Annotated in this window: 13 protein-coding genes; 3 read left to right on the top strand and 10 right to left on the bottom strand. The window is 70.4% G+C overall.

Going from position 1 to position 14,402, the window contains the following annotated elements:
• Positions 1 to 21 precede the first annotated feature (21 nt).
• Genes JHN63_RS08800 through JHN63_RS08810 form a run of 3 tightly spaced genes read right to left on the bottom strand, consistent with a single transcriptional unit; the run spans position 22 to position 2,932 of the window.
• A complete protein-coding gene (locus JHN63_RS08800) occupies positions 22 to 1,242 on the bottom strand; it encodes an NAD(P)/FAD-dependent oxidoreductase (protein ID WP_200678560.1) in 1,221 nt (406 codons plus the stop codon).
• Positions 1,239 to 1,586, bottom strand: a complete 348-nt coding sequence (locus tag JHN63_RS08805) for a bifunctional 3-phenylpropionate/cinnamic acid dioxygenase ferredoxin subunit (protein ID WP_200678562.1) — start codon at positions 1,584 to 1,586, stop codon at positions 1,239 to 1,241. The genes JHN63_RS08800 and JHN63_RS08805 overlap by 4 nt, the downstream gene beginning before the upstream one ends.
• The gene (locus JHN63_RS08810; RefSeq protein ID WP_200678564.1) at positions 1,583 to 2,932 is read right to left on the bottom strand and encodes an aromatic ring-hydroxylating dioxygenase subunit alpha; all 1,350 of its coding nucleotides are present in this window, start codon (positions 2,930 to 2,932) and stop codon (positions 1,583 to 1,585) included. The genes JHN63_RS08805 and JHN63_RS08810 overlap by 4 nt, the downstream gene beginning before the upstream one ends.
• 228 nt (positions 2,933 to 3,160) lie before the next feature.
• On the opposite strand from JHN63_RS08810, the gene JHN63_RS08815 reads away from it, so the two are divergent.
• On the top strand, positions 3,161 to 4,015 hold the full coding sequence (locus JHN63_RS08815) for an IclR family transcriptional regulator (RefSeq protein WP_200678566.1): 855 nt from the start codon (positions 3,161 to 3,163) through the stop codon (positions 4,013 to 4,015).
• A 193-nt stretch (positions 4,016 to 4,208) separates the two neighbouring features.
• Here JHN63_RS08815 and JHN63_RS54215 read toward each other — a convergent pair whose 3' ends face one another.
• The 3 genes from JHN63_RS54215 to JHN63_RS08830 form a co-directional block, all read right to left on the bottom strand.
• Complete coding sequence (locus JHN63_RS54215; protein WP_307781852.1) at positions 4,209 to 4,820, bottom strand: XRE family transcriptional regulator; 612 nt, start codon at positions 4,818 to 4,820, stop codon at positions 4,209 to 4,211.
• A gap of 317 nt (positions 4,821 to 5,137) precedes the next feature.
• Entirely contained in the window at positions 5,138 to 5,446 is a 309-nt protein-coding gene (locus tag JHN63_RS08825; protein ID WP_200678568.1) for a hypothetical protein, read from the bottom strand.
• A 1,059-nt stretch (positions 5,447 to 6,505) separates the two neighbouring features.
• Complete coding sequence (locus tag JHN63_RS08830) at positions 6,506 to 6,913, bottom strand: hypothetical protein (protein WP_234476323.1); 408 nt, start codon at positions 6,911 to 6,913, stop codon at positions 6,506 to 6,508.
• A gap of 617 nt (positions 6,914 to 7,530) precedes the next feature.
• On the opposite strand from JHN63_RS08830, the gene JHN63_RS08835 reads away from it, so the two are divergent.
• The gene (locus tag JHN63_RS08835) at positions 7,531 to 7,803 is read left to right on the top strand and encodes a helix-turn-helix transcriptional regulator (RefSeq protein WP_200678570.1); all 273 of its coding nucleotides are present in this window, start codon (positions 7,531 to 7,533) and stop codon (positions 7,801 to 7,803) included.
• Between the two features lie 55 nt (positions 7,804 to 7,858).
• On the top strand, positions 7,859 to 9,451 hold the full coding sequence (locus JHN63_RS08840) for an MFS transporter (RefSeq protein ID WP_200678582.1): 1,593 nt from the start codon (positions 7,859 to 7,861) through the stop codon (positions 9,449 to 9,451).
• Between the two features lie 366 nt (positions 9,452 to 9,817).
• Here the strand turns inward: JHN63_RS08840 and JHN63_RS08845 are convergent, their stop codons facing one another.
• The 4 genes from JHN63_RS08845 to JHN63_RS08860 all read right to left on the bottom strand — a co-directional run bounded on the left by JHN63_RS08845 (position 9,818) and on the right by JHN63_RS08860 (position 14,002).
• Complete coding sequence (locus tag JHN63_RS08845; RefSeq protein ID WP_307781853.1) at positions 9,818 to 10,519, bottom strand: relaxase domain-containing protein; 702 nt, start codon at positions 10,517 to 10,519, stop codon at positions 9,818 to 9,820.
• A gap of 680 nt (positions 10,520 to 11,199) precedes the next feature.
• Positions 11,200 to 11,718, bottom strand: a complete 519-nt coding sequence (locus JHN63_RS08850) for a hypothetical protein (protein ID WP_200678572.1) — start codon at positions 11,716 to 11,718, stop codon at positions 11,200 to 11,202.
• A gap of 22 nt (positions 11,719 to 11,740) precedes the next feature.
• Positions 11,741 to 12,787: a DUF5937 family protein gene (locus JHN63_RS08855; RefSeq protein ID WP_200678574.1), complete on the bottom strand. Its 1,047-nt coding sequence runs from the start codon at positions 12,785 to 12,787 to the stop codon at positions 11,741 to 11,743.
• Between the two features lie 24 nt (positions 12,788 to 12,811).
• Positions 12,812 to 14,002, bottom strand: coding sequence for a M20 family metallopeptidase (locus tag JHN63_RS08860; RefSeq protein ID WP_200678576.1), 1,191 nt, complete (start codon positions 14,000 to 14,002; stop codon positions 12,812 to 12,814).
• Positions 14,003 to 14,402 lie beyond the last annotated feature (400 nt).

Consider the following 14,402-nt stretch of genomic DNA (forward strand, 5'->3'; position numbering starts at 1 on the left):
CCGGTCTGCGGCACGGCGGGGTCAGCGCGTGAGCAGCGTGCGCAGGTCGGTGGTCTCGTCGGCCAGGCGTACGGGGTCGACGACGACGCGGCGATCGACGACACGGCGAGCAGCCTTGATGTCCCGGGCGCGGTCGATGGAGGCCGCAGCCACCACCCGGTCACCGCGCAACCCGAAGGCGGTGAAGGCACCCCTGTCAGGCGCGCCGCGCAACACGGTCCGCTCGGCGTCAGCCATGGTGCCGACCACCTCCAGGCGCGAGCCGTGCCGGTCGGACCAGAACCACGGCGCGCCGGGCTCCGGTACCGGGCGGCCGAGGATGCCGTGGGCGGCTGCCTCGCCGCCCTGCTGGGCGGCTTCCCAGTGCTCGTGTCGTACGCGATGGCCTTCCCGGCGGGCCACATCACCGACGGCGAAGACGTTGGGGTGGGAGGTTCGCTGACCTGCGTCGACCACGATACCGTTGTCCACGGTGAGTCCGGCGGCCTCGGCCAGTTGGGTGGCCGGCCGGATGCCGATGCCGACCACTACCGTGTCGGCGGACAGGAGGCCGCCGTATCCGTCGAGATGCAGGAGAACACCGGGATCGCCCGGGGGGCGTTCGACGCGCTCGACACCGGCGGTGACCACATCGATGTCCTCGGCGGAGTGCCTGCGGTGCAGGGCACCCGCGATGTCGTCCCCGACCACCGAGGCCAGCGGTACCGGCACCGGGTCAACCAGGGTGACGCGGCATCCCAGGGCTCGGGCGACGGCCGCGGTCTCGGCGCCGATCAGTCCGGCCCCGACCACGGCCACCCTGGCGCCGGGGAGCAGGCGGTCCCGCAGCCGCTCGGCGTCCTCCCAGGTACGCAGCAGGTGTACGGCCGGGTCGTCACCGCCGGGCACGGGCAACGCGCGGGGAGTACCACCGGTGGCGAGCACGATCCGGTCGGCGCCCACGACCGACCCGTCGATCAGCTCCAGGCCGCCCTCCTGCGGGCGGATCGCCCGGACCCAGGTGCTCGCCCGCAGGTCGACGCGCTGCTCCTCGTACCACTGCTCCGGCCGCAGCAGGATGTCGTCGCGCCGGGCCTTGCCCAGCAGGACGTCCTTGCTGAGCGGCGGACGGTCGTACGGCAGCCCGCTCTCCTCGGAGTACACCATCAGCTCCCCGTCGTAGCCCTGGGCGCGTAGAGCGTCGCAGGCCGAGACGGCGGCCAGGCCCGCGCCGACGACGGCGATGCGCCGCAGGTCGCTCATGCGGTGGCCCCCTGGCCGGGATAGAGCCAGATACCGTCCTCGCGGATCTCGACCCGGTGGGGACGTGCGGCGACGGTGGCGGGCATGCACTGGGGCTCGCCGGACTTCAGGCAGAACCGCGCGCTGTGCAGCGGGCACTCCACCTCGCCGTTCTCGATCCAGCCCTCGGACAGGGATGCCTGGCCGTGGGAGCAGGTGTCGTCGAGGGCGTAGTAGGCGCCGTCGTCGTGGAAGACGGCGATGGCGTCGCCGTGACCGGTGGTCTCGGCGGGCACCTTCAGCGCCTCGCCCTCCTCGATGTCGCCCACCTCGGCGACGCGAATACCGGTGCTGGTCGTGCTCATGGAGTGTCCTTCTCCGTGACTTTCTCGGTGTCTTTCTCGTGCCAGGCGGGCGTGTTCATCAGGTCGCGCCAGCGGGTGTAGAAGCCGCGGGCGGCGCCGTCGCTGTAGAGGTGGCCGGTGGTGCCGGGATGGATGCCGTCCTCGGTCTGAAGCCCTAGGCCCATCTGGTAGTTGAGGGTCATGGAACCAGACACGAAACCGTGGGCCGTGGCCTGGACCTCGCTCCAGTTCTCGCCGTCGTCCTGCTCGAAGATCCCGGTCGGCCCGAACGTCCGCAGGTTGTAGATCCGCTGGGCGTCCTTGACCTCGTCCGACATGGACCTGTCGACGATCGTCCACGCCCAGACCTCCATCTTGTCCGGGCCTTTGGGGTGCCAGACGCGGATGGAGCCGTTGACCGGCAGGTAGGAGAAGTTGGGGAAGACGGTGCCGTGACCGGTGGTCATCGGGCCCTCGACGCGGGCGTCACCGAGCCGTTGCCGCAGCGCGGGGTAGTCGTAGTGGTCGTGCACGACCCGGTCGTCGAAGCGGCTCTTCGGGTGGGTGGGGAAGCCGTGTCCGTGGCCGAGCGGGTCGGTGTACTGCCGTCCCGGCGTCTGCACGATCTCGGCCTTCGGGCCCTTGCCGGTGGGCGACATGACCATCAGTGCCGAGGCGTGCGAGATGTTGACGTGGTACCAGTCGGAGGCGAACTGCTCGGCCGCCAGCTTCCAGTTGCCTTCCAGAACCCACTTGTGCACCCCGCCGACGACCTCGGTGCCCTCCGGGTCCCGGTCGAGCATCGCGTCGAGGTACCAGGCGAGGCCGCCGAGCGCTTCGCGCAGGGGCGGGGCCTCAGGGTTCCAGGTCGCGAAGACGAGTCCCTTGTACGTGTCGAGCCGGGCGACCTCGATCAGTCCCCACTGGCTCTGATCGAAGTGGGCGGGATAGTCCTCGCCGTTGGGCACGTTGACCAGCTTGCCCGAGGTGTCGTAGGCCCAGCCGTGGTAGCTGCATGTGAACGCCTTCGTGGCGCCCTCGTCGGCACGGCATACCCGCATGCCCCGGTGCCGGCAGGCGTTGAGGAAGGCTCGCAGCTTCCGGTCGCGGCCCATCGTGACGATGACCGGGTCCTCGCCCATGTACGTGGTGAAGAAGTCGCCGGGCTTGCTGAACTGGCTCTCGTGCGCGAGGAAGAGCCAGCTGGGCGCGAAGACGCGGCGCAGCTCCTGCCGGTAGAGGCCGGTGTCGCTGAAGATCGTCCGGTCGATGAGGCCCCGGTCCAGGTCGAAGTACGCACCGACGTCGACGGACGGCTCGCGGACGCCGGACGGACGGTCCGCCGGACGGACAGGGGTGGATGTCATCGCGGGGCCTCCTCGCACGTACGGATCTGCGGCGCTGAGGCGGTCGGGGCCGCGGTGCCATGTCGCTGCATGGGCACAGGAGACATCGCCCGGCGACGCCATGCCCAGCCGTCGTGCCGAGATGTGGAACAGCACCGACGCTTCGCGCCGTTTACAACGCCGAAATGGTCACCTACATTGGACATGCGTCCATTTTAATGTGCCGCCTGATCGTCATCGGAGCCCGCTATGCCAGTCCACTCCCCTCCTTCGCCCCACGCCGAGCCCGCACCCAGCTGCGAGCCGGACACCGCACCGGAACAGCAGACCGCCGTCGACAAGGCACTCACCCTTCTGAAGTCCCTTGCCGAGCTGGACGGGGAGATCGGCGTGAGCGAGCTCGCCCGCCGCACCCGCATGAGCAAGTCGACGACCTTCAGACTGCTGGGCATCCTCCAGCGCAACGACCTCGTCGACCGGGTCGGCAGCGACTACCGGCTGGGCGCCCAGCTCTTCGACATCGGCAGCCGGGCCTACGGCCCCACTCCCCCGCTGCTCCAGGAAAAGCTGCTGCCGCACCTGGCGGACCTGTACGAGCTGACCCACGAGACCGTGCACCTCGCCGTGCTCCACGGCACGCACATCGTCTACGTCAACAAACTCCACGGACACCGATCGGCCCGCTCACCCTCCCGCATCGGCGCCCGCCTGCCCGCCTACTGCACGGGCGTCGGCAAGGCCCTTCTCGCGTTCGACCACGACGCCGCCGAGGCGGCGATCGCGGCGGGACTGCCCGCCCACACCGAGTACACCCTCGCCGACCCCGGCCGCTTCCGGGCCGACCTTCGCCGCATCCGCCAGGACGGCATCGCCTACGACCGCCAGGAAGCCGCCCTCGGCCTCACCTGCGTCGCCGTACCGATCATGGGGCCCGCCGGCCGCCCCGTGGCGGCCCTGTCCATCGCCGGCGCGGACCGGCTCTTCGACCCCGCCCGCTTCGCCCCGGCCCTGCGCCGCGCGGCCTTCGAAGCGGGCCGGACGATCACCGCGGCCAAGGCACGGCAGGCGGTACCCGCCGGGCTCGGCCGGCTTTCCGGGGCCTGACCTGCACGAAGTCGGCCGCCAGCGGCCGCGGGTCGCCCTGGTGGTGACGGCACCGACGCATGTGGCACCGATGCCCCCTTCGGAGCAAGGTCCAACCGACAACCGGCCCGACCTGCCCGTCAGCGGCCATGCTCCGGTCCGGTCCGTACGAACCCAAGCAGACATGCGGACCGACGGCACACCGCATCGGCGCTCAGTGCCGGCCGCCGCCATGGGTACGCGCGACGGCGGTGCCGCCCGTACCGGGCTGCACCCGCGGCACGCTCACCACGATGTGCACCAGGCTCTCGCCGTCCAGCGACTCGTACACGTGCGGTCGGTCGCCCGGATAGCGCACGAAGTCGCCCGCCGACAGTTCAACCGGGCTGTCGACAGGACCCACACGCACCCTGCCACTGATGACGTACAAGTGCTCCAGGGTTCCCACCGGGTGCGCCTCGGAAGGCTTCCCCGCGCCCTCCGTCTCCCGGCCGATGCGCACCAGATAGTTCTCGATGACACCGGATCCGTAGACGTGGTCCAGCGCACGGGACTCATAGGCCCCGTGCCCCTGCCAGACGACCTCGTCACCGCGCTGCACGGTCATGACCTGTTCGCGCTCCGCCACCAGCCTGGTGACAGGCACGCCGAGCGCGGTCGCGATGGAGAACAAGGTGTCCACCGTGGGATTGCCGGCCCCCTGCTCCAGGTTCGACAGGGTCTGCTTCGCCAGCCCCGCCTGCCGGGCCAGTTCGGCCAGGGACAGACCCCGCTGCTCTCGGAGAAGGCGCACATTGCGCGCCACCACGGCGTTTCCTTCGGACACGCCACCACTCTAAGCGCAGGCCGCAGAGCAGCCGACGCCGGTCAGGGCGGCCTGCTCTCGGCGCCCTCCCTGCCTGGCCCGTCATCTCTCCGATGTCCCCGCGCAGCAGCAACGCCATCCGTTCGAACTCACCCGGTTCCACCGTCCGCCCGCACGCCGACAACGACGACGCCTCCTTCCCGAGCACCTTGCCGGAGGCCGGCCCGTACGTCCCGCCTGTCTCTGGTGTACTCGGCATTGACCGGTGCGTTCGTCCTTTCCGCGGCCAGCCTCCCGGCCCGCGCGCTGCTGCCGCTTCGGCCCTCCGACCGCCTGCATCACCGACCCTCCAGCCGTGTACGACACCGTGGTCCCGACTCGGTCCCACCGGTGCGGATATCCCCCTGATTCACTGGGCCAGGGTCGGGAGCGGACCGCCAGTTGCGGCAAAGGACCAGGAAGCACCCCGCTGCGGCCAGCGCGAGGCCGAGAACCGATGCGGCCAAGGGCAGGGCGGTGGCCTGGCCGCCGAGACCGGTCAGGGCCGGCGCGAGGGCGCCCATGAGGAACTGGGTGGTGCCGAGCAGTGCGGAGGCGCTGCCCGCCGCGTGCGGGGTGGCGAGCGCCGGTGCCGTGACTGTGCTCATGACGGCCAGTGAGGCCATACCGGATGCCGCGAGAGCGTCGGCTGCCGCGCGAGACGGTGGAGCACCGGCCACGTAGCCCACCTGCCGCACCCCTGGATTGCCTCTGCCGATCGACAGGTCGGCCTCGGCCAGGAACCAGTGGTTCCCAGCAGGAGCAGTCACCGAGACGCCCCCGCCAGTGATCATTCCCATCGTCCGCTGCACGGCGCGGGGGTTCAGTCGGGCGCGTCCCGCGACACCGGCGAAGGCGCCATTGGCGCCTCTCGACACGCCGCACGAGCAACGTCACCCATGCCGGCCCGGACACAGCTCACCGGAGGACGGGCCATCGGTGCTCAAGTTCCGCCAGAGCAGGCCGACAAGGAGACACCTCGTACATGTACTTCCGAGCGCATCAGCATCTGAGATGTCTGCTACAGAGCGGCACTGGACCACACTCGACACCCTGAATGCCCGAATATGCCGCATCGTCAGCAGACAGAAACGACGATACCTACAGCCCCGATTCGACCCGGATTCGACCCCAAGAGTTTGTTTAGTCGATAAATAATCCCTCTGACCTGCGGAAAGAAAGAACAGCAGGCGAGTCGGGCCGTACGCCGGGTCCTGTTTGAGTTGGGGCCAATCCGAATCCGACAGTCCCAAACCTCAGGACGCCTACTGCACAACCACGTCGCCCGCCTCAGATTCGACCCCGCACCTTCGTGAGCCTGCGAAGCACCCATCTGAACTGCGCAATTTACGAAGGGAAGCAGCCAGAGGCGGTACTGAGAAGAGCGTGATGCGCCGAGCGGTTCAATGGGGAGCAATGCTGACGAACCCGGCCGGACGAGGATCGGAGGATGCCCTTGCTGAACCGGCGGGGACCGCCGCAGCCGATGCCTGACGGTCCGCAAAGGGGTGCCTGTCATCGCCCCGGCGCCAGCGTCCAGTGCACGTCGCCTGAATCCGGAGAGATCCACCACCCTTCCAGAACGCCGTTCGCCGTCAGAGTGCTGAGCACACCGTAGAACCCTTGATCGCGCAGGCCGCAGTCACGGATGATCCGGTCGCATTCACTCAGTCCCTCTGCCGAGGACGGATCGCTCCGCGCAGCGAGATAGACGCCCGACAGTCGCAGCTGCGGCTCTGTCCCACCGATCCGGCAGGGGACCCGGTGCGCAACGCCCAGTCGGCCGCACGCCGCCGGTCGGGGCGGGCCGGTGACTGGGCGAGCAGCGTGGCGTCGCGAAGCTCCAAAGCCACCCCGGCCGCTCCGGGACCGTTCACCATGCTTGCCCACCGCGCCTGTTTCAACTCACGGCAGGCCTGCACGGGATCGACGCAAAGGCTGCGCAGCAGGCCCGCACGGAGTTCGACGTGCAGATATGCGTTCATGCGCAGGGCACACTGCAGGGCGAGGAGCCTCGCCCCGGCGGACACGTCCGCGGGCAGGGCCGCGGCCAAGTAGCTGAGGATCTCGCCCACGCGGACACGCTCCCCCGGCCCCCGGCTGGGCCGGGGACCGCGCGGGCGCGCGGAAGGCGGGTGGAAGGGCGCGGCCAGCACGGTGTCGGGCACGACGGCGGCCTGGGCGGTTGCCGCGGCGCAGGCGCCGCAGGCGTCGGCGAGGCGCCAGACACGGCCGCCGCGTTCGCAAGCCAGGAGCAGGCGGATGGGCCCCGCGCACCCGCGGTGACGGCGGTGCCAACGGCAGCCACGTTCATGACACTGACAGATCCGCAGGTGAGGAGCCCTCAGGTCACCGCGGGCATGCCTGGCGAGGTGAGCAAGGGCCGCGGCGCGCGCGGACTGCGCGGTGACCCGCCGGCCGTCCTGGGGACAGTGCTGGCAAACGAGAACGAGCCCGTCGGTCTGGCATCGCAGTTCCACCGTCCAGGTCCGCGCCGCCTGAGGAACAGGGTGCGCACCCTCATGGGCGTGTATCCCTCCCTTCCCGGTCCGGCGCCAGCCCCACCGCGCGGTACGGCGGGACGGCCGACACCGCAGTGCAGACCCCTGCCCTCCCGCCGGTGGAGCCATCGGGAGAAACAGGGCAGATGTCTGCACTGACAGGGCAGGGGTCTGCACCGTCGGATGGTCGGGTGACGATCTTGCCACCCGATCCGGACCTCGACGCCCTCCGACTGGAGCTCGGGCGTCTGCGGGCTGAGCGCGGGTGGAGCTACGACGAGCTCGCCTCCCGCAGCGGCCTGAGCAGGCGCACTGTGATCGAGATCGAGCAGGGCCGCACCGTCGGCACCCTCAAGACATGGCACGCCCTCGCACATGCGCTGGACACACCGCTCGACGAGCTCTTCGCCACCCTCTGCCGCAAGCACGACCTGCCCGGAGCCGACGGCAGCCCTGACAGCTGATCCGGGCCCGTACGGCACCGGCGGCAATTCACCCGATCCGGCAATGCCGTATCGAATGTGTGAGCAGTGGTTCGCACTGCTGTTGCCCCGCTCTGCTCTGCCCGGGGGATCATCAGGGCCGGGCGTCGCCGATACGGCGTGTCGGCTGGCAGGTTCGCCCGCATGTGCTCCTCTTCTTCTCCTTCAGCACGGCGCTGGGACGGCAGCCGCGCGAGCGCGCCTCGTGCTCGACGCGACCATCGTGAACATCGCCCTGCCCTCCGCCCAGGCCGACCTGGGCATCTCCGATGGCAACCGGCAGTGGGTCGTCACCGCCTACGCCCTCGCCTTCGGCGGTCTGCTGCTGTTCGGCGGCCGCATCGCCGACCTGTGGGGCCGCAGGCGCGCCTTCCTCGTCGGCCTCATCGGCTTCGGCGCCGCCTCCGCACTCGGCGGCGTGGCCACTACAGGCGCGACGATGTTCGGCGCCCGCGCCCTGCAGGGCGCGTTCGGCGCGGTCCTCGCGCCCGCCGCGCTGTCCCTGCTCGCCGTGATGTTCACCGACGCCAGGGAACGCGCCCGGGCGTTCGGCATCTACGGCGCAATCTCCGGAGGTGGCGGCGCCGTCGGCCTGATCCTCGGCGGCTTCCTCAGCGAATACCTCGACTGGCGTTGGACGTTCTTCGTCAACATCCCGTTCGCCCTCATCGCCGCAGCCGGCACCTGGCTCGTCATCCGTGAGCCTGAGGAAGGCCGCAACCGCTCCCCCCTCGACATCCCCGGCGTGCTCCTGTCCGCCCTCGGCCTGGTCTCGCTGGTCTACGGCTTCACCCGTGCCGAGTCCGACGGCTGGAGCGACGCCGTGACCATCGGCCTGTTCATCGCCTCGGCAGTCCTGCTGCTCGCCTTCGTCGTCACCGAGTCCCGCGTCAAGGCCCCGCTGCTGCCCCTGCGCGTGATCACGGAACGCAACCGCGGCGGCGTCTACCTCTCCCTCGGCCTCGCCATCATCGCCATGTTCGGCATGTTCCTCTTCCTGACCTACTACCTGCAGATCGTCAAGGGATACACCCCGGTCAAGACCGGCTTCGCGTTCCTGCCGCTGATCGCGGGAATGATCGCGGGCTCCACCCAGATCGGCGCCCGCCTCATGACCCGTATCGCGCCGCGCCTGCTGATGGGCCCCGGCTTCCTCACCGCGGCGGCCGGCATGCTCCTGCTCACCCAGTTGGAGATCGGCTCCTCCTACACCGGCCTGCTCCTGCCCGCCCAACTGCTCCTCGGCCTGGGCATCGGAACAGCGTTCATGCCGGCCATGTCCCTGGCCACCTACGGCGTCCAGGCCGGCGACGCGGGCGTCGCCTCCGCCATGGTCAACACCTCCCAGCAGGTCGGCGGCGCCATCGGCACCGCCCTGCTCAACACCATCGCCGCCTCCGCGACCACCGCCTACGTCAAGGACCACATCCAGGCCGCCACCACCAAGCCCCAGCAACAACTCGTCCAACTGGAGGCCATGGTTCACGGTTACGCCAACGCCATCTGGTTCGCCGTCGGCATCCTGATCGCCGCCGCCGCACTGGCCCTGACCCTCGTCAACGTGGGCCGATCGGCAACCGACTCGACCACGGACGACGCGGAGACGCACATGCCAGTGATCACACACTGACAGGCACCTCGGTCCGTACGGTCAGCTTCGGTTTCCATCCCCGCCCGGCCCGTCGCCCGAGCCATGTCCTGGTCGATAACCGGAGCAGTCACTCGCCCGTGCTCCGCGCCCGCGCTGCGCCACCAGCCTCGCGGACGCGGAGCCGTTCCCGTGTGCCGCCGTGAAGTCGTTCACCGGCAAGCCTGCTTCGCCCGATCCAGCGATGGCACCACACATGTTGCATCCGCTACTGTCGGCAACACCGGCGCTGAGCTGCATCAAGCCATCGGGCTTCGCCTCGCGCCACACCTTTACACGCAGAGAACCCGCTGTGCCAGTGGTGCATGGCCCCGGTCCAGGCGGGATGGGGCACGTTCGTGCGCTTCGTCAACACCCGTAGCTGAGCCCGCTCACCACGACACCTCCGGGCCGTCGGCGACTACATGGAGCAGCACGCCGAACTGTCCCAGCAGCCGCACCGCGTGCTCCTGGTCCGCGTCGGCCAGGGCCTGCGGCAGTGTCCGCAGCAGTCCGGGCTTCGGCGAGGACGTGGCGGCGGGCGAACATTCCGCGCACGGTGTAGACGACGGCGACGTCGACGGCGGCGAGCGCGGTGTCCACCAGCGGGCCGACCCGGGCGCGGATCGCCGCACCGGCCGCCCGGCAGCGTTCCAGGAGTCCGTCGACGATCCGGTGCCCGAAGCGCAGCAGCGCTGAGGTACGCCACCACGTCCGCAGTTCCCCGAGCGGTCGGACGGTCTTTTTCTCGGGGCAAGTGTCCTGCGCGGCCTGCCATCCCAGTGCGTGGCGGGCGCGTTCGCCGGGCAGCCGCCCGTGGTCCTTCACGTACCTGTCGGTGATGCCCTCCAGAGCCTGCTCGATCTGCTGGCGGCGGGTGGAGGTCCAGTCGATCAGTTCCTGATCGACTCCGGCTATCTCCATCACCGGGCGCAGGCCCGGCGTCACCTCCCTCGGCACGGTCGCCAGCCCCAGTTCCTCACACACCTCCGTGGTCATCGTGAGGGTGTAGAGCGTCCCGGCCGCCACGATGTGCTGGTAGAGGCGAACGGTGTCGAGAGCGCCCCACACCAGGTGTAGGCCCTCATTCGGAATGTCCTGTTCCGTGGCGGCGACCTGGGCTTTTCCCGCTGTCTCGTTTGGAGGACACGGCACTTCTGTCTCACGATCTTGTCCCTTGCAGGCCGCTGCCAATCCATGCGTCTTGTGGACCACCTCGCGCCGGTCGAAACTCGTCGTCTTCGGCCGACCGGCCCCGGGGATCCGGCTGCCACTGCTCTTACAAAGTCATCGTCGGACAGTACGGCGAAGGGTGAGGGCGTGGGGCCGGAAGAGCGGGAGGAACTTTTCGAGCGGGCGAAGAACCTTGCCGCGAACCCCAAGACCGCGGGGGACGCGGGTCGACTGTGGCCCACGATGATCACGGCGTGCAAACTCGCGATCGAAGCCGCCGATGTGATCGACAGGCGCGATGAGCGGCACTTGGCCCGCGCCCTGCGGGGGTATTCCTCGCTGTTGTCGCGTGTGGGCACAGGCCGCGCCCCAGGTCGGCGAGGTGCCCGTGTAGACGGCGGCCTGGGCGCCGGTCCGGGCCTGCTCGGGGGCGTGGTAGCCAGGCGTGGAGACGATCGCGCCGGGCTCGGTCAGCGCTGTGACGCCCGGCGACTGGGCGATGCCGAAGTCGAGATCGTTTCCCAGAATCGTGCCGCCAGGCGGCAGGTTCGTACGCGTCCGGCGGTCACCTCGATGCTCTACGCCTCGTCAACGACCACGAACCGGGCCGGCCCCACACTCACCTCCGCGAGCTCGACGCGCACCCCATCAATGTCCTGGTGGGCCGGTCGCGCTTGGAGCAATGCGGTCAGGGCCAGGCGCAGGCCGTCCTCGTCGCCCACGGGGTGTGTCCGCATCAGGCTCCATGGTCTGTGGTCCTGGGCGAGGACGAACTGCACGTCCCACCGGCTGCGGACGATCACGATGGGGTCGACGACCGTGCAGCGGAAGGTCACCGTGACGGGGAAGTCCCAGTCGCTGCCGGACGCCGTCACCTCCCAGCGGGCGGACACACGCCTGTCGGGGCGGACATCGACCAGGGTCAGGGCGGTGCACCGCGCGGGATCGGCCGTCTCGGTCGTGTACGCCCCGTCGACGACGTGCACGAGAACCTGACCGGGCCCGGCGATCAGCGGATGGCGCCGCTCGCGCCACGCGCTCAACCGCCACCGGGGCCGCAGCTCGCGGTGGCGGACGATCGGATAACGGCCTGTCATGCGGACCACCTCCTTGCCTTGCTCAGTACTGCAGGGCCGTTGCCACGTCCTGTCCGATGCGTTCGACGGCGGTGAGGTCGAGCCCGTAGTGCACATAGCGGCCGTGGCGCTCCACCTGGACGAGGCCCAGGTCGCGCAGGGTGCGCAGATGCCGCGCGACCTGCGGGCGGGTCATCGACAGCCGGTCCGCCAGGTCAGCGGTGGTCATCGCCTGGCGTGCGATGAGGCGGCACAGGCGTATCCGACGCGGATCGGTGAGTGCCAGCATGCGGCTGCGCGCCAGGGTGACGCCGATCTGAGGGGCGTCGATGGGAAAGTGCACGACGGGGGGCAGTCCGGGCTCGTCCTTCACCAGCAGGTGCGGGGCGCCGTACCAGGTGGGGATCAGCAGCAGCGGTGTACGGGCGGGGCTGACCACCGCGTGGTGCACCTTGTCGAGGACGACCCTGGCGGGGCTGTCCAGGCAGGCGCTGGACGGGCTGAGCGAGAGGAGGGCCGCCTCGGGTCCCTCGTCCGCGAGCCGTCGGCGCATCTGGTGTGCGGCCCGGGACAGGACGGGCTCGGTGTGCGTCCACAGCTCGTCGAAGTAGACGCGGCGGCACAGGTCGAGGAAGCCGAGGAGGTCGGCGCGTAGGGCCTGCGGGTCGCGCAGCAGGTCCGCGGCGAGGGCGGAGTGCGGATCCGGCAGCGCGGACGCGGCCTGGCGCAGCGCACGCGCCTGTGTCCGGTCGTGGAGAACCCTGCCGAAGCGGTAGGCGCGGTAGCCGCTGACGCAGGTGTACGCGATGAGCTCGGCGAACCGGTCCACCGCGAGCTCCGCCGGCGGTGTGGGAAGCCCTGGATAGAATCCGCGCCAGCGCAGCGGCGTCCACAGCGGGGCGAACCGTCCAAGGCCGGTCCGGAAGGCGGCCGGTGCGGCGGTGCTGGTCCGCTCGGCCCAGTCGGCGTGCTCGGTGTGGTGGGCGTGTCCGGTCAGCACGTGCAGGCTGGCGGCCAGCTCGGCGAGTGGGGACACGGTGACCGTGAACCGGTCGCAGGCGGCGCCTTCCAGGACTATGACGACCGACATGAGCGGGAGTGTACGGCGGTCTCCTCACACCGGCACCCCCTCGAATTCGGCCCGCGCGGCGACGAGTACCTCCGGCTTGGTGAGCAGTGCGGCGACCACCTCGGCGAGCCCTGTCGCCGCGGCCTGTGTGCGGTTGTGGGCCAGGGGCGTCGCCGCGGCCTCTCGCATCCGGTCGGAGTGGGCGGGTGTACCGGTGTCGGCGATCTGGACGTAGGGGTGGATGACCGGCATCAGCTGCGAGAGGTTGCCGATGTCGGAGGACCCGGCGGGGCTGTCGGGGTCGTAGGGCCCTATGTCCACGCCGAGCGTCCGTACCGCGTCGGCGAACCGCTCCGCGAGAACGGCGTTGTTGCGCCGCTCCGCGTACAGGGGCCCGGTCTCGGAGACCTCTACCTGGGTCTGCGTGGCGAGCGCGGCCCCCGCCGCGGCGGCCCGCACCCGTTCCACCAGGGCCTCGGCCGACGCGGCCGTACGGTCCCGGACGTACAGATCGACCGCGGCCCGTGCGGGGACCACGTTGGGCGCCTGACCGCCGTCGACGACAATGCCGTGCAGCCGGGCACTCGGCGGCACGAACTGTCGCATCGCATCAAGGGCGTTGAGGAACAGATGGGCGCCGGCCAGCGCGCTGCGCCCCTGCCACGGCGAGACCGATGCGTGCGCGCTCACCCCGGTGAACTCGACCCGCAGGTGCGCCGCCGCGAGCCCGGGCCGGCCGGTCAGCCACCGGTCCCCCGGATGGAACATCACCGCCGCGTCCACCCCGTCGAAGACCCCCGCATCGGCCAGCCGCACCTTGCCCGCGCCGCCCATCTCCTCACCCGGGGTGCCGATCACGGCGACGGTGCCCGGATGCGCGGGCAGCGCCCGTACGACGGCCAGGGCCGCCGCCGCCCCGCCGGCCGCGATGAGGTTGTGACCGCAGCCGTGGCCGACAGCGGGCAGCGCGTCGTACTCCGCGAGCACGGCGACGCAGGGCCCCGGGCGGCTGCCCGCGTGCAGGGCCACGAAGGCGGTTTCGAGGCCGCCCGCGGGAGCGGTCACCGTGAAGCCCGCCTCGGCGAGCCAGCGGGTCAGCGCCTGCCGGGCGTGGAACTCGGCGAACTTCAGCTCGGGACGCGCGTGGATGGACAGGCTGACGGCGTCCATGCGGGGCCGCAGCACGGCCAGTTCCGCGGACAACGCTTTCACCGAGGACGCTTTCAAGGACGACATGGGAACTCCCCTCGTACGACGCACGGAGTGACGTGCTGTCAGGCACACGAGATGAGACTGCGGCCGGGCAAGCACGAGTCGTCGCCGATTACCGCGTCCCAGGCAACCCTCGCCGACCGGGCGAACAGCTGGGTACCTATGGAAACGGTGCAGCCGAGCCGTGCGACACCACGATCGTCGCGATCGGCGGCGGGGGCACGGTTCGCGGTGGTCACAACCGGGAGGGGATCCGATGAGGCGTACGGAAGCGGCCAGGCAGTTGGGGGGGGATTCGTGCGGAAGCACCGCACCGATGGCGCGCGACGCCTGCGACAGGCGGGCAGGTGGCTGGGAGTCGGGGCGGTGGGCACAGCCTTCGGGGTGCCGGTGGCGATCGCCTCAGTGGGCACCACCAAGGGGG

The organism is Streptomyces sp. MBT65 (genome assembly GCF_016612545.1).
Classification (GTDB): Bacteria; Actinomycetota; Actinomycetes; order Streptomycetales; family Streptomycetaceae; genus Streptomyces.

Bases quoted from the DNA above. Each gene is read 5' to 3' on its own strand.
- JHN63_RS08800 (WP_200678560.1), bottom strand. From the start codon at position 1,242: ATGAGCGACCTGCGGCGCATCGCCGTCGTCGGCGCGGGCCTGGCCGCC.
- JHN63_RS08805 (WP_200678562.1), bottom strand. From the start codon at position 1,586: ATGAGCACGACCAGCACCGGTATTCGCGTCGCCGAGGTGGGCGACATC.
- JHN63_RS08810 (WP_200678564.1), bottom strand. From the start codon at position 2,932: ATGACATCCACCCCTGTCCGTCCGGCGGACCGTCCGTCCGGCGTCCGC.
- JHN63_RS08815 (WP_200678566.1), top strand. From the start codon at position 3,161: ATGCCAGTCCACTCCCCTCCTTCGCCCCACGCCGAGCCCGCACCCAGC.
- JHN63_RS08825 (WP_200678568.1), bottom strand. From the start codon at position 5,446: ATGAGCACAGTCACGGCACCGGCGCTCGCCACCCCGCACGCGGCGGGC.
- JHN63_RS08840 (WP_200678582.1), top strand. From the start codon at position 7,859: ATGTGTGAGCAGTGGTTCGCACTGCTGTTGCCCCGCTCTGCTCTGCCC.
- JHN63_RS08850 (WP_200678572.1), bottom strand. From the start codon at position 11,718: ATGACAGGCCGTTATCCGATCGTCCGCCACCGCGAGCTGCGGCCCCGG.
- JHN63_RS08855 (WP_200678574.1), bottom strand. From the start codon at position 12,787: ATGTCGGTCGTCATAGTCCTGGAAGGCGCCGCCTGCGACCGGTTCACG.
- JHN63_RS08860 (WP_200678576.1), bottom strand. From the start codon at position 14,002: ATGTCGTCCTTGAAAGCGTCCTCGGTGAAAGCGTTGTCCGCGGAACTG.